Source organism: Amycolatopsis sp. WAC 01416, from assembly GCF_003947485.1.
Taxonomy (GTDB): Bacteria; Actinomycetota; Actinomycetes; order Mycobacteriales; family Pseudonocardiaceae; genus Amycolatopsis.
The window spans coordinates 348,509-362,525 of the sequence record NZ_QHHX01000005.1; the positions used below are offsets into that span (position 1 = coordinate 348,509).

The following is a 14,017-nucleotide window of genomic DNA, read 5'->3' on the forward strand; positions in this document are numbered from 1 at the left end:
TTCAGCAACAAAGTGCGGCACGTGCGGGCACGCTGTCAAGAGCCGAAACGGTCGCGCTCGTCAACCAGCGCGTGCAATGAAAGGCCCCTTCATTGCAAAATTTGCAATGAAGGGCCCTTTCATTGCACGCCGGAGGGGCGCGACAGGGCAGGTCAGGTCAATCCGCGAAGTGACCCAGCTGCGCCGAAAGATCCGCCGCCGCCTCCGCGAGCGGCCGCACGATCTGCCGCACCCGCTGCTTCGAAAGGCGGTACGACGGACCCGAAGCGCTCATCGCCGCGACGACCTCGCCGCCGGGGCCGTACACCGGCACCGCGACCGCGTGCATCCCCAGCTCCAGCTCCTCGAAGCAGGCCGCGTACCCATCCTCGGCGACCCTTTCGAGTTCCGCGGTCAGCTGCTCCGGATCGGTCGTCGTCCGGTGCGTGAACTGTTCGAGTTTCCGCCGGAGCAAACGTTTGCGCTCGGCGTCGCCCAGGTACGCGAGCAGCACCTTCCCGCTGGACGTCGCGTGCAGTGGCGTGCGCTGGCCGGTCCAGTTCTGCGTGGAGATCGCCGCCGAGCCGCGGGCCTGGCTGATGTTGATCGCGACCCCGTCGTCGGCGATCGCGATGTTGACCGTCTCACCGAGCGTCTCCGCCAGGCTCAGGCAGGTCTGCCTGCCGATCTTCGCCAGGTCCATCCGGCCGGCGGCGGCACCGGCGAGCCGGACGATGCCGAAGCCGATCGCGTACTTGCCGCGTTCGCCGAGCTGCTCGACGAGGCCGCGGTTCTCCAGGACGCTCAGCAGGCGGGACGCCGTCGACTTGTGCACGCCGAGCTCGCCCGCGATCTCGGTGATCCCCGTTTCCCCGTTGCGCGCCAGCAGTTCCAGCACGCTGATCGCGCGGTCGACGGACTGTACCTGGCTGGGCGTTGCGTTCCCCGCGTCCTGGTTCCGCATGACGCAACAGTAGCCGTTTCGCCCGCATCCGCTCGGCTGAGTGGGCGAATCCCTTGACTCGTCGGCCCCTCAGGGGTGATTGTTGCGCAGAGCACGTCCCGTCTCGTAATACGCAACATCAACAACCGTCGGTCCTTTCCCCGGAGGCCCCGATGATCCGTGCCTGCTCCGTTTCCGACCTGCCCGAAGGCGAAGCCCTCCGCTTGAACGGCCCTGTGCCCGTTTCGGTCTTCCACGCCGAGGGCGGCTACTACGCCCTCGACGACACCTGCAGCCACCAGGACGCGTCGCTCGCCGACGGCTGGATCGAGGGCTGCTTCGTCGAATGCCCGCTGCACGCGGCGCGGTTCGATCTGCGAACCGGCGCCCCGGACTGTCTTCCCGCCAAGAACGCCGTGCGCACCTATCCGGTCGTGGTCGCCGACGGCGTGATCTACGTCGACACCGAGGCGCGCCGGGAAGTGGCTTGAGATCGGTCGCCGTCGTCGGCACCTCGCTGGCGGGACTTCGTTCGGCACAGGAGTTGCGCGGTCAGGGGTTCGACGGACGGCTGGTGATGATCGGCGCCGAACCGCCGTACGACCGGCCGCCGTTGTCGAAGGAGTTCTTGCTGGGCAAGGCTTCCGCCGACGACCTCGCGCTCGCCGGACAGGACGACCTCGACGCGCTGGCCGCCGAATGGCATCTCGGCGTCCGCGCCGAAAAGTTCGGCCGCGAAGGCGTGACGCTCGGCGACGGCACCACGATCGCCGCCGACGGCTACGTCATCGCGACCGGTGCGGTGGCCAGAACCCTTGGCGCGGCAAGGAATCTGAACGGCGTCCACACCTTGCGGACGCTCGGCGACGCTGTCGCGCTGAAACGGGATCTCGTGGCGGGGCCTTCTTCGGTGGCCGTCATCGGCGCGGGATTCATCGGCGCGGAGGTCGCGTCCGCTTGCCGCCTGCTCGGCCACGAGGTCACCGTGATCGAAGCGCTGCCCGTGCCGCTCGCCGCCGTCCTCGGTGCGCGGATGGGCGCGGTCTGCGGGGAACTGCACACCGAGAACGACGTCCGGCTGATCACGGGCGTTCCCGTCGACGGCTTCACCGGAACAGGTCGTGTCACCGGTGTGCGGCTCGCCGACGGCCACGAGGTCCGCGCCGATCTCGTCGTCGCCGGAGTGGGGACGCGGCCCGCCACCGACTGGCTGACCGGTTCCGGGATCGCCGTCGACGACGGCGTGCTGGCCGATTCCGGCTGTGTCACAGCGAATCCCCGAGTGATCGCGGTGGGTGACGTCGCCAGGTACCACTGTCGTCTGCGCGGCAGGCGGGTCCGCGCCGAACATTGGACGGCGGCGGGCGAACAGCCGCGCGTCGCGGTCGCGAACCTGCTCGCCGGTTCGACCGTCACGCATTTCGCACGACACGGTTACTTTTGGTCCGATCAGTACGGAAGGCGGCTCCAATTCGCCGGAGTGGCCACGGAAGACGTGCGGATCGCCGAAGGTGACGTCGCCTCGAAGCGCTTCGTCGCGACCTATCACCGCGACGACGTCCTGACCGGCGTCTTCGCGATCGACTCCCCACGGCCGTTCACCAGGCTCCGACGTGCTCTCTAGGGCCCGAAGACCCTACTCGGATGGAGCAATTTGCCCGATTCGATGATCTTTCTGGTGGTCACATCGCCGGGTCGCGCGCCTGCGCGGGGAAACTAGTGCGAACATAGGTTTATGAAGGCACGTGTTCTGGTCGTCGACGACGACCCTGCTCTCGCGGAGATGCTCACCATCGTGCTGCGTGGGGAGGGGTTCGACACAGCCGTCGTCGCCGACGGCTCACGTGCGCTGCCCGCGCTCCGTGAGCTGAAACCCGACCTGGTCCTCCTCGACCTCATGCTGCCCGGGATGAACGGCATCGACGTCTGCAAGGCGATCCGCGCCGAGTCCGGTGTGCCGATCGTGATGCTCACCGCCAAGAGCGACACCGTGGACATCGTCCTCGGGCTCGAGTCGGGGGCCGACGACTACGTGGTCAAGCCCTTCAAACCGAAGGAACTCGTGGCCCGCGTCCGTGCCAGGATGCGCCGCACCGAGGCCGAGCCCGCCGAGTCGCTGACGATCGGCGACCTCGCGATCGACGTCCCCGGCCACGAGGTGACGCGGGAGGGCAAGGCCATCCCGCTGACCCCGCTGGAGTTCGACCTCCTGGTCGCGCTCGCCCGCAAGCCGCGTCAGGTGTTCACCCGCGAGGTGCTCCTCGAGCAGGTGTGGGGTTACCGCCACGCCGCCGACACCCGTCTGGTGAACGTGCACGTCCAGCGGCTGCGCTCGAAGGTGGAGAAGGACCCGGAACACCCCGAGGTGGTGTTGACCGTTCGCGGCGTCGGCTACAAGGCCGGCCCGCCGTGACCACCCCATGAGCGGACGCTTGCGAAGGCTTGCCCAAACCACGATGCGCCACCTCCGGCGCATCGTGGTTTTCGTGCGTCGCAAGGTCGTCTCGTTCAACGAACTGTGGCGGCATTCGCTGCAGTTCCGGGTCACCGTGTCCACGCTGGCGCTCTCGTCGGCCGTGGTGTTCGTACTGGGCATGGTGCTGCAGAACCAGATCACCGAACGGCTGCTCGAGACCAAGCAGAACGCGGCGATCGCGCAGACAAGGGCGGTCGTCGAGACCGCGGCCAATGAGCTGGTCGGCGTCGGCACCGAATCCCCGGACGCGATGACGGCGCGGCTGAACAACGCGCTGAAGAAGATCACCAGCACCACGACGGCGAAGGACGGCGCCGGATCGGCGGCGGGCACCTTCGATCCGGTGCTGGCCGCGGGCGGCCGCGACCAGTCGAGCAGGCCCGCCGCCGCGGGCCCGTACGAAAAGGTGCCGGTACGGCTGCGCCAGTTCGTGGAGACCGAGCAGGTCAGCTTCCTGATGCACACGGTCACCGAGGCCGACGGCGGCAAGACGACGTATCTGATCGTCGGCGCGCCGGTGACCACGATGATCAACCCGCTCCAGCTCTACCTGCTGTACCCGCTGACCAGCGAGCAGAACACCGTCTCGACCGTGCAGAACACGCTGCTCGTCGGCGGTCTCGTGCTGCTGCTCCTGCTGGCCGGGATCACGAACCTGGTCACCAGACAGGTGGTCCGGCCGGTCCGGGAGGCCGCCGCGGCGGCCGAACAGTTCGCGGGCGGCGAGCTCGACCAGCGGCTCGCCGTGCTCGGCGAGGACGATCTCGCCAAACTCGCCGTGTCCTACAACGAGATGGCCGCGAGTATCCAGCGGCAGATCCGCCAGCTGGAGGAGTTCGGCGGATTGCAACGCCGGTTCACCTCCGACGTCTCGCACGAACTGCGCACCCCGTTGACCACCGTCCGGATGGCCGCCGACGTGCTCCACGCGTCGCGCGAGCAGTTCCCGGCCGGGCTCGCCCGCTCCACCGAACTGCTGGTCGACGAACTCGACCGGTTCGAGGCACTGCTCGGCGACCTGCTGGAGATCAGCAGGCTCGACGCCGGGGTCGAGGAGCTTTCGGCCGAGCTGATCGACGTCCGGCCGATCGCGACCAGGGCCGTCGAACAGGTCCGGGTGATCGCGGGCAACGCGGGCAGTTCGGTCGAGCTGATCCTGCCGGACGAGGAGGCGCCCGCCGAGGTCGACGCGCGCCGCGTCGAGCGGATCCTGCGCAACCTGCTGGCCAACGCGGTCGACCACAGCGAAGGGAACCCAGTGGTGCTGACACTGGCGGTCAACGAGACCGCGGTCGCCATCACGGTGCGGGACCACGGTGTCGGGCTCCAGCCCGGCGAGGCGGAACTGGTGTTCAACCGCTTCTGGCGGGCCGACCCGTCCCGCAACCGCCGGACCGGCGGCACCGGGCTCGGCCTCGCGATCAGCCAGGAGGACGCCCGGTTGCACGGCGGCCTGCTCGACGCGTGGGGCGAGACCGGCCACGGCGCCTGCTTCCGGCTCGTGCTGCCCCGGCAGCAGGACACGCCGATGGGGGAGAGCCCGCTGGTCCTGCCGCCGCCCGATCACCAGGGGACCGATCCGCACGGGTCGTCCGGACTGCTCGAGGTCCGCCCCGCCCCCGACGCGATCCTCGCCGAACCCGAGGAGGTGGGCCGGTGAAGCGGCTGCTGCCCCTGCTCGCGGCGTTCCTGCTGGTCGCGGGCTGCGCGAACATCCCGCTCGAATCCCAGCCCGTCGCCGTCCCCGGGGAAAAACCGGGACAGGCACCGGCGGACGTCGCCGAACCGGTGGCCGGGATCGACCCGCTGACCGTCACCCGCCAGTTCATCCGCAACTCCGCGACGCCGGGCACGGCGAACGCCGACGCGCGGGTCTACCTCGACGAAGAGGCCCGCCGCAACTGGAAGCCGTCGCCGGGGCTGACGATCATCGACAACACCTTCGGCACCGTTTACGACACTTCGTCGCCCTCGGCGAACCCGGACGAGCAGATGGTGAACGTCCGCGGGTTCAAACTCGGCAACCTGAGTCCCGACAGCGCGTTCATCCCGGTGAAGGCCGAGTACTCGCAGCAGTTCAAGCTGCGGAAGCAGCCGAACGGCCAATGGCGGATCGTGGACCCGCCGCAGGAACTCGCCGTCATCGACGAGGATTTCGCGACCAACTACTTCCGGGTGCCGATCAGCTTCTACTCGCCCGACTCCGGCGCCTTCGTCCCGGACCTCCGGTACGTCGCGGCGAAACCGCAGGCCGGATTGCCCGGCCGGGTGATGGACCTGGTGCTGCAGGGACCGTCGGAAGGGTTGAAGGGCGCGGTCAAGGACCTCCTCGGCGACCAGGTCACCACCGAGTCCAACGTCCGCAGCACGGACGACGGGACACTGGACATCAACCTGACCGGCGTCGGCGGGGCCAGCCTCGCGGACCGGAGCCTGATCGCCGCACAGATCGTCCTCTCGTTGCAGACGGTGACGCTGAGCCGGATCCGGCTGCTCGCCGACGGCACCGCGCTGGTGCCCGAACACGAATACTGGCGCTCCAGCGAACTGCCCAACTACAACGTGGACATCGCGCCCAACTCGGAGCTGCTGGGACTGATGACCGTGAACGGACGGGTCCGGTCGCTCGGCGACGGGGCGCCGGTCGGCGGGCCCGCGGGCAACGGCGGGTACAAGGTCGTCAGCGCCGCGCAGTCCGTCGACGGCAAACGGCTCGCGGTGGTCGAAGAACGCGAAGGCAGACAGTGGCTGCGGGTCGGCGACCTCGGGCACGACCTCGGTTCGGTGGACCTGTTCGGCGGCAGCCTGAGCCGTCCCACCTGGCGGCCGGTCGCCCGCGGCGGCGGCGGGATTTCGGGCGAGGTCTGGACGGTCGTCGACCACAACACCGTCGCCAGGGTCACCCTGGCCGCCGACGGCCGCTGGGTGAAGGCCGGCGTCGACGCGACCATGCTCACCAGCCTCGGCCAGATCACCGAACTGCGTCTTTCGCGCGACGGCTCACGGCTGGCCGCGGTCGTCAACGGGCAGCTGGTGGTCGCGTCGATCGTGCGGACGGCGGATTCGGTGGCGCTGCGGGCGCCGCGGAAACTGCAGGAACGCGACCTCAAGGACGTCGTCGACGTCGACTGGGCGACCCAGGACCACCTGATCGCCGCGACGTCGTCGAGCACCCTGCCGGTGGTCAAGGTGCCGCTGGACGGGCAGCGGATGGACACCTTCAGCGGTTCGAACCTGACCCCGCCGGTGCACGGCGTCACCGCGGCCCCGAGCAGGCAGAACCTGGTCGCGGACGCGGGCGGGCTGTGGGTCGCGTCCGAACTGGGCGAGGTGTGGCGGCCGCAGGCGCACACCGTCACCGACGCGGACCCGTTCTACCCGGGCTGAGGCTTCTCCGAAAGTACATGAAGGCCCCCTTCCTTGCGCCTGGCGCAAGGAAGGGGGCCTTCATGTACTTGGCGCCGTCTTCGCGGCGGCGCTGCTGGGGGAGCAAGGGACCTTTAGTATCGCTAGCTTTCCTAGCGTCGCTAGCGAAATCCGGGCGCCGAAAGTCCGTGAAGGACTCCTTGAGGGACCCAGAGTCCCTCAAGGAGTCCTTCACGGACCGCGCCCTAGGGTGAGCCAGGGCGGTCAGGAGAGGCGAAGGTGCGCAGCGACGCGAAGGCGCGTAGCGCGCGAAGGCACCGGAAGTGGCGAAGGAGCGTCTCCGCAACAGCCGCAGCTTTCTCCGGAACTGCTGCCATGACTGGCCCCTTCAGGCCGGAAAGTGTCCAAACAGGACCTGTCACGACATAACGGGCCCCGGAACTGTCGGAGCCCAGGCCGACACTCGCTCCATGTCCAAAATCCTCGATCTCCTCATCCCCGCCCGCTGCGCGTCCTGCGGAGTGCCGGGCGCGCCCTGTTGTGCGACCTGTCAGGCCGTCTGGGGTTCGCTCAGCGAGATCACCCGAGGCCCGACGGCGGGCCTCGTGCCCGTCTACGCCCTGGCCCGGTACGCCGACGAAGCCCGTCGCCTGATCCTCGCCTACAAGGAACGCGGCCGCCGCGACCTCGCGCCGTCCCTGGGGCGGGCGGTCGCCGACGTCCTGGAGCAGTTGCCGGGCGAGCCACGCGGCCCTTGTCTCGTCCCCGTCCCATCGAGACGGCACGCCTCGCGTGTCCGAGGCGGACCGCACGTCCAGCGTGTCGCCGAAGAATGCGCGAAAGTGCATGTGAGCAAAGGAAAACCGGTGACGGTGTCGCCGGTCCTCAAGCTCGGCGCCGGGGTCCGCGACGCCGTCGGGCTCACCCGTGTCGAGCGGGCGGCGAACCTCGCCGGTCGCATTCGCCTCCTCCGTGGGGACTGTCCAAAGGAAGTCGTACTTCTTGACGACGTGATCACAACCGGAGCGACCGTCGCCGCTTGTGCGCGCCTTTTGGGTGTAAACGGAATTCACGTTTCCGCGGTGATCGCACTGGCCGCCGCCGGGTGATCGAGGTGTCACCTACAAGAGTGATGAATGATCGGGAACGCGAATGGGTACATGGGCGTTGACGAGATATGAGGGACCTTCCGGGGAACACTCCAACGGCCCGCCACTCCACCGGGGTGGCGGCGGTTTCCCCCGGGAGCGTCACCCTCGGCTTTTTCCTGTCCGAAGGCTTGCGCCGTCCGCGTGAAAACAAATCACGGGGACGACGCCCGACAGGCCGGATTGTCCCGCTGGTCGCACCGTCGCCGTCGCATGCGGTGACGGGGTCTCACGTCCTGATATCCCCCGGCTCGGGGGCTGTTGCTCGCGGCGTGTTAGAGCTAACGTGCAGCGCTATCAGCAATCCCGGCAGGCAGGGAGGTGACCAGCCCATGTCCCTGGCGCCGGAGCCGCGCTGAGTCCGCGCTCGGACATCCGACACGAGACGTCGTGACCGTATGCCGAGTTCCCTCATCGCCCGCGATCCGGGCTTCGTCCCCGCTTTACCGGCGCCCTAGTGAACACATCTACAGCTCGCAGTCATTTCAGCGAGGGAGGTCGTGTATGGACATCGTCGTTAAGGGCCGCAACGTGGAGGTGCCCGACCACTATCGGGCACTTGTCAGCGAAAAGCTGGCCCGGCTAGAGCGCTACGACAAGAAGGTCATCCGATACGACGTGGAGCTCTTCCATGAGCCCAATCGCCGGCAGTCGAAGAACTGCCAGCGCGTCGAAATCACCGGGAAGGGCCGAGGCCCCGCCGTACGCGCCGAAGCGTGTGCCGGCGACTTCTACGCAGCGCTGGATTCCGCACTGAACAAGCTCGAAAACAGGTTGCGGAAGACACACGACCGCCGGCGCGTGCACTACGGCCGCAGCCGCCCGGAATCCGTCGCCGAGGCGACCTCGATGGCGGCCGCCGGTGGCATGACCACCGACACCCGGCATCTGGCGGGAACCGCTGTACTCGAAGCGCCCGAGGCCGAACCCCTGGCCAACGGTTTCGCTGTCGAGAGCGGTGAAGAGTTCGAGATGCCCCAGCAGCGCTGGGATGACGGGGTGACCGAACACCAGCCCGGTCGCATCGTCCGCGAGAAGAAACACGACGCGGAGCCCATGACGGTCGACCAGGCTCTCTATGAGATGGAACTGGTCGGTCACGACTTCTATCTGTTCAACGACTCCGACGCCGGGTGCCCGAGCGTCGTCTACCGGAGGCGAGGCTTCGACTACGGCGTCATCCGGCTGAGTTAGCCGGCCCCTACGTCCACGACGGCGGCCCGCACGCGTCCCGTGCGGGCCGCTGTCGTGTCCGGATCGGCCGGGATACGCCCCCGCTCGGTCAGGTACCGACCGACGGTGCGTGCGCGAACACCGAGGTGTTCCCTACGATGGGGTCGGACGGTGGTGCGTTACCCGGCACCACCGCGTACGAGATTGCCCGGGACCGGCTCGGGTGCGATCACAATCAGCTAGTGAGGTCGACCGGATGGTGCTGAACCGCCTGCTCCGCGCGGGCGAGGGCAAAATGGTGAAGCGGCTGCGACACATCGCCGATCACATCAACACCCTCGAAGACGACGTCAAGGAACTTTCGGACACCGCGTTGCGGGCCAAGACCGACGAGTTCCGTAAACGGCACGCGGACGGCGAGTCCCTCGACGACCTCCTGCCGGAGGCCTTCGCGGTGGCGAGGGAGGCGGCCTGGCGCGTGCTCGGCCAGCGGCCCTACGACGTCCAGCTGATGGGCGGCGCCGCGCTGCACCTCGGCCAGGTGTCCGAGATGAAGACCGGTGAGGGCAAGACCCTGACCCAGGTGCTTCCCGCGTACCTGAACGGGCTGTCCGGCAAAGGCGTGCACGTCATCACGGTGAACGACTACCTCGCCAAACGTGACGCCGAGTGGATGGGCCGTATCCACCGCTTCCTCGGCCTCGAGGTCGGGATCATCCTGGCCGACCAGACGCCCGCGGTCCGCCGCGAGCAGTACGCCGCCGACATCACGCACGGTACGAACAACGAGTTCGGCTTCGACTACCTCCGCGACAACATGGCGTGGAGCCTCGAAGACTGCGTGCAGCGCGGCCACAACTTCGCGATCGTCGACGAGGTGGACTCCATCCTCATCGACGAGGCCAGGACGCCGCTGATCATCTCCGGCCCGGCCGACCAGTCGTCGCGCTGGTACGTCGAGTTCGCCCGGATGACCCCGCTGATGAAGCCGGACATCCACTACGAGGTGGACATCCGCAAGCGCACCGTCGGTGTCACCGAGAAGGGTGTCGCGTTCGTCGAGGACCAGCTCGGCATCGAAAACCTCTACGAGGCCGCGAACACGCCGCTGGTCGGCTACCTGAACAACGCGCTGAAGGTCAAGGAGCTCTACAAGCGCGACAAGGACTACATCGTCCGTGACGGCGAAGTCCTCATCGTCGACGAGTTCACCGGCCGCATCCTGCACGGCCGCCGCTACAACGAGGGCATGCACCAGGCGATCGAGGCCAAGGAAAACGTCGAGATCAAGGCCGAGAACCAGACGCTCGCCACGATCACGCTGCAGAACTACTTCCGGCTCTACGACAAGCTGTCGGGCATGACCGGTACCGCCGAGACCGAGGCGGCCGAGTTCCACCAGACCTACAAGCTGGGTGTGGTGCCGATCCCGACCAACAAGCCGATGGTCCGCGCCGACCAGGCCGACCTGATCTACAAGACCGAGCAGTCCAAGTTCGAGGCCGTCGCCGAGGACATCGCCGAGCGGCACGAGAAGGGCCAGCCGGTACTGGTCGGCACCACGAGTGTCGAGAAGTCCGAGCACCTGTCGAAGCTGCTGCTCAAGCTGGGTGTCCCGCACGAGGTCCTCAACGCCAAGCACCACGACCGGGAGGCGCTGATCGTCGCCCGCGCGGGGCGCAAGGGCGCGGTCACCGTCGCCACCAACATGGCGGGCCGCGGTACCGACATCGTGCTCGGCGGCAACCCGGACATCATCGCCGACGAGGTGCTGCGCGACCGTGGTCTCGACCCGGTGGAGCACTCCGAGGAGTACGAGGCCGCTTGGCCGAAGGTGCTCGAAGACATCCAGGCGGAGACCAAGGCCGAGGCCGAGGAGGTCCGCGAGGCAGGCGGCCTGTACGTGCTCGGCACCGAGCGGCACGAGTCCCGCCGCATCGACAACCAGCTCCGCGGTCGGTCCGGCCGTCAGGGCGACCCGGGCGAGTCCCGGTTCTACCTGTCGCTCGGTGACGAGCTCATGCGCCGCTTCAACGCGACGATGGTCGAGCGGGTCATGACCACCATGCGGCTGCCGGACGACGTGCCGATCGAGCACAAGATGGTCTCCAAGGCGATCAAGAGCGCTCAGACGCAGGTCGAGCAGCAGAACATGGAGATCCGCAAGAACGTCCTCAAGTACGACGAGGTCATGAACGAGCAGCGCAAGGTGATCTACGCCGAGCGCCTGCGCGTCCTCGAGGGCGAGGATCTTCGCGAGCAGATCGAGCACATGCTGGTCGACGTCATCAACGCGTACGTCACCGAAGAGACCTCTTCTGGCTACGCCGAGGACTGGGACCACGAGAAGCTGTGGACGGCGCTCAAGACGCTGTACCCGGTCAAGGTCACCTGGGAAGAGCTCACCGAGGACGACGACCTCGACGCCGACAGTCTGCGTCAGGCGCTGCTCGAAGACGCCCACCGCGCGTACGACGAGCGTGAGGCCGACATCGACGCCAAGGTCGGCGAAGGCGCGATGCGCAGCCTGGAACGCCAGGTGATGCTCACCGTGCTCGACCGCAAGTGGCGTGAGCACCTCTACGAGATGGACTATCTCAAGGAGGGCATCGGCATGCGGGCCCTCGCCCAGCGCGACCCGGTCATCGAGTACCAGCGCGAGGGCTACGACATGTTCCGCGCGATGCTGGAGTCGCTGAAGGAGGAGGCCGTCGGCTTCCTGTTCAACCTCCAGGTCGAGCAGGCCGAACCCGCCACGCCGTCGCCGGAGTCCGCGTCCGCGCTGCCCGCCGGTGTCGGCTCCGGGAACGGCCAGGCCGCCAACGGCGACGGACGGCACGCCCGTCCGACGCCGCCGCAGGGTCCGGCGACCGACACCGAATCCGTGCCGTCCGCCTTGCGGGGCAAGGGACTCGGCGGCGGTTCGCAGTCCGGGCTGACCATGTCGGGCCCGTCCGAGGACGGCGGCGTCGAGTCGCATTCGGACGGTGGCGCGAGCGACAGCGGTGACCAGAGCGGAACCCGCCGGGAGCGCCGTGCCGCGCAGCGCGCCTCCCAGAAGAAGGGCAAGAAGGGCCCGCGCCGCTAAAAGCGACCAAGCGCGTGAAGGCCCCCTTCCCTCGGCTCAACCGAGGGAAGGGGGCCTTCACGCGCATCAGGCAGCGAGCGCGGAGACCCGGCGCGGCGGCTTCAGCAGGTGGAAGCGGGTGCACACCCAGCCCGACGGCGTCCGCTCGAAGCGGGCGGCCAAGGCGAGGCAGCGGTCGTTCTGTTCGACGGTCGCGCAGGCCTCGATGACGCCGTCCGCGGGATGGCACAGGTGGATCGACTTCGGCCGGTAGCCGCCCGGTGGGCGGCGTCGGCCCCGGTCGAGCAGCGCGCTGTGGAGCGCGGGGTCGAGGATCGGCCGCACTTGGACCGCCGGACGGCGTCCGTCGCAGGCTTCGAGGATGGTGGTCAGCAGCCTGCCGACCTGCCGCCCGTCCAGGGTGTCGGGCCGTGGCTCCGGTACCTCCACGATCTTTTCGCCGGACAGCGGCAGATCGAGCACGAGCTGGTTGTCCGGCGGCGCCACCCGGTGCACCGCCCTGCCCGGCCTTCCGGCGATCCGGTACGGCGGTTCGAATGGCTCAAGCCGTCTCAGTACGTACGAACCCATCAGACAATCCCCCTCCGCGGCCCCCTCGGCCACGCCCAGCAAGTAAGGGACCGGTGGCAGGCCGACCGGCGACAGGAACCGCCCGAGAGGATGAACCGTGCGGTGATCGCTTGTGTACGGTGGGCCGGTGCTGAAAGGGCTGGTCATCGACTACGTCGGGGTGCTCACGGACGACGGCGCGGACGAGCTGTACGCCTATCTGCGGGCGGCCAGGGAGCGCGGTATCAAAACGGCCTTGCTGTCGAACGCTCCCGGCGCGTCGGACGAGGCCAAGCGGTCGCTCGCCCCGTTCTTCGACGCGCTCGTCTTCTCCGGCGAGGTCGGCGTGGCCAAACCCGAACGCGAGGTCTACCTGCTCACGGCGGGGTTGCTCGACCTGCCCGCCGACCGATGCGTGTTCGTCGACGACGCGGCGCACAACGTCCGCGCCGCGGTGTCGGCAGGGATGGCGGGAGTGCACCACACGTCGGTCGAGGAGACGCTGACCGAGCTCAGCGCTTTGTTCCCGAAGCCGTAGCCCGGCGCACCAGCTCGAAGGACAGCACCGCGGCGGCGGCCGAGACGTTGAGCGACTCGACCTCGCCGGGCATCGGGATCGACAGCCATTCGGTCACCAGTTCGCCGACCTCGGCGCCGACCCCGTTCGTCTCCCCGCCCAGTACGAAGGCCGCGCGCTGCGGCAGCTCGACGTCGAACACCGAACTGCGTGCCGAAGCGCCCAGCGCGTAGATGCCGTATCCGGCTTCGGTGAGCATTTCGGCCGCTTCGCGCGCGCTGCCGCACCGCAGCACCGGCGCGCGGAACGCGACCCCGGCCGAAGCCTTGACCACCATCGGGTCGAGGGCGGCGACCCCGCGCCGCGGCACCACGACACCTTCCAGCCCGGCGGCGGTCGCCGTGCGCAGGATCATCCCGACGTTCGCCGGGGTGGTGATTCCGTCGAGCAGCAGCACCCGCGACGGCGGCCTGCCGTCGGAAAGGGCCGCGTGCAGCGACCGCATTCGCGGGGCGACGACGTCGGCCAGCACCCCTTGGTCCTGTTTGCCGTTGCCGGCCAGCACCTTGACGCGGTGCGCGCTCGCCCGCTGCACCGGCACCCCGGCGGCCTTGGCAGCACGCTCGATCTCGGCGGCGTTCGGCCCGCGCACGGTGTCGGCGAGAATCACCTTGTCCACCTCGAGCGCCGCGTCGTCCAACGCCTCGAGCACCGGTTTGCGCCCGTACACCGTCAGGAACCGGTCCTTCGGCGAGATCACCGACTCATCACCCACACC

At 68.5% G+C, this 14,017-nt stretch carries 12 protein-coding genes; 9 read left to right on the forward strand and 3 right to left on the reverse strand.

The window, feature by feature from the left end; all coding sequences use genetic code 11:
* Positions 1 to 157: 157 nt before the first annotated feature.
* Positions 158 to 943, reverse strand: a complete 786-nt coding sequence (locus DL990_RS18870; protein WP_125788370.1) for an IclR family transcriptional regulator — start codon at positions 941 to 943, stop codon at positions 158 to 160.
* A 152-nt stretch (positions 944 to 1,095) separates the two neighbouring features.
* On the opposite strand from DL990_RS18870, the gene DL990_RS18875 reads away from it, so the two are divergent.
* The 8 genes from DL990_RS18875 (at position 1,096) to secA (ending at position 12,173) form a co-directional block, all read left to right on the forward strand.
* On the forward strand, positions 1,096 to 1,413 hold the full coding sequence (locus DL990_RS18875) for a bifunctional 3-phenylpropionate/cinnamic acid dioxygenase ferredoxin subunit (protein ID WP_125799430.1): 318 nt from the start codon (positions 1,096 to 1,098) through the stop codon (positions 1,411 to 1,413).
* Positions 1,410 to 2,546: an NAD(P)/FAD-dependent oxidoreductase gene (locus DL990_RS18880; protein WP_125788372.1), complete on the forward strand. Its 1,137-nt coding sequence runs from the start codon at positions 1,410 to 1,412 to the stop codon at positions 2,544 to 2,546. The genes DL990_RS18875 and DL990_RS18880 overlap by 4 nt, the downstream gene beginning before the upstream one ends.
* A 111-nt stretch (positions 2,547 to 2,657) precedes the next feature.
* Positions 2,658 to 3,335, forward strand: coding sequence for an MtrAB system response regulator MtrA (mtrA, locus tag DL990_RS18885; protein ID WP_005150760.1), 678 nt, complete (start codon positions 2,658 to 2,660; stop codon positions 3,333 to 3,335).
* Positions 3,336 to 3,378: 43 nt separating this feature from the next.
* Positions 3,379 to 5,058, forward strand: a complete 1,680-nt coding sequence (gene mtrB / locus DL990_RS18890; RefSeq protein WP_199746462.1) for an MtrAB system histidine kinase MtrB — start codon at positions 3,379 to 3,381, stop codon at positions 5,056 to 5,058.
* Entirely contained in the window at positions 5,055 to 6,785 is a 1,731-nt protein-coding gene (locus tag DL990_RS18895) for an LpqB family beta-propeller domain-containing protein (RefSeq protein WP_125788374.1), read from the forward strand. Before mtrB ends, DL990_RS18895 begins: the two co-directional genes overlap by 4 nt.
* Before the next feature lie 449 nt (positions 6,786 to 7,234).
* A complete protein-coding gene (locus DL990_RS18900) occupies positions 7,235 to 7,873 on the forward strand; it encodes a ComF family protein (protein WP_125788375.1) in 639 nt (212 codons plus the stop codon).
* A 543-nt stretch (positions 7,874 to 8,416) separates the two neighbouring features.
* Positions 8,417 to 9,106 carry a ribosome hibernation-promoting factor, HPF/YfiA family gene (gene hpf, locus DL990_RS18905; protein WP_125788376.1) on the forward strand — a complete coding sequence of 230 codons (690 nt, stop codon included), beginning with the start codon at positions 8,417 to 8,419 and terminating at the stop codon, positions 9,104 to 9,106.
* Between the two features lie 235 nt (positions 9,107 to 9,341).
* Positions 9,342 to 12,173, forward strand: a complete 2,832-nt coding sequence (secA, locus tag DL990_RS18910) for a preprotein translocase subunit SecA (RefSeq protein ID WP_125799431.1) — start codon at positions 9,342 to 9,344, stop codon at positions 12,171 to 12,173.
* A 66-nt stretch (positions 12,174 to 12,239) separates the two neighbouring features.
* On the opposite strand, the gene DL990_RS18915 is transcribed toward secA, so the two are convergent.
* The gene (locus DL990_RS18915; RefSeq protein ID WP_125788378.1) at positions 12,240 to 12,743 is read right to left on the reverse strand and encodes an Rv3235 family protein; all 504 of its coding nucleotides are present in this window, start codon (positions 12,741 to 12,743) and stop codon (positions 12,240 to 12,242) included.
* Between the two features lie 112 nt (positions 12,744 to 12,855).
* Here DL990_RS18915 and DL990_RS18920 point away from each other — a divergent pair, with 112 nt between their 5' ends.
* Complete coding sequence (locus DL990_RS18920; protein WP_125788379.1) at positions 12,856 to 13,260, forward strand: HAD-IA family hydrolase; 405 nt, start codon at positions 12,856 to 12,858, stop codon at positions 13,258 to 13,260.
* Here DL990_RS18920 and DL990_RS18925 read toward each other — a convergent pair.
* Positions 13,235 to 14,014 (reverse strand): RNA methyltransferase, encoded by a 780-nt coding sequence (locus tag DL990_RS18925; protein WP_125799432.1) that lies wholly within the window; start codon positions 14,012 to 14,014, stop codon positions 13,235 to 13,237. The genes DL990_RS18920 and DL990_RS18925 overlap by 26 nt on opposite strands.
* Between the last annotated feature and the right edge of the window lie 3 nt (positions 14,015 to 14,017).

What these genes read in the sequence shown, in the direction of transcription:
- DL990_RS18900 (WP_125788375.1), top strand. Translation starts at nt 7,235, where the DNA reads ATGTCCAAAATCCTCGATCTCCTCATCCCCGCCCGCTGCGCGTCCTGC.
- secA (WP_125799431.1), top strand. Translation starts at nt 9,342, where the DNA reads ATGGTGCTGAACCGCCTGCTCCGCGCGGGCGAGGGCAAAATGGTGAAG.
- DL990_RS18915 (WP_125788378.1), bottom strand. Translation starts at nt 12,743, where the DNA reads ATGGGTTCGTACGTACTGAGACGGCTTGAGCCATTCGAACCGCCGTAC.
- DL990_RS18875 (WP_125799430.1), top strand. Translation starts at nt 1,096, where the DNA reads ATGATCCGTGCCTGCTCCGTTTCCGACCTGCCCGAAGGCGAAGCCCTC.
- mtrA (WP_005150760.1), top strand. Translation starts at nt 2,658, where the DNA reads ATGAAGGCACGTGTTCTGGTCGTCGACGACGACCCTGCTCTCGCGGAG.
- hpf (WP_125788376.1), top strand. Translation starts at nt 8,417, where the DNA reads ATGGACATCGTCGTTAAGGGCCGCAACGTGGAGGTGCCCGACCACTAT.
- DL990_RS18870 (WP_125788370.1), bottom strand. Translation starts at nt 943, where the DNA reads ATGCGGAACCAGGACGCGGGGAACGCAACGCCCAGCCAGGTACAGTCC.
- mtrB (WP_199746462.1), top strand. Translation starts at nt 3,379, where the DNA reads ATGCGCCACCTCCGGCGCATCGTGGTTTTCGTGCGTCGCAAGGTCGTC.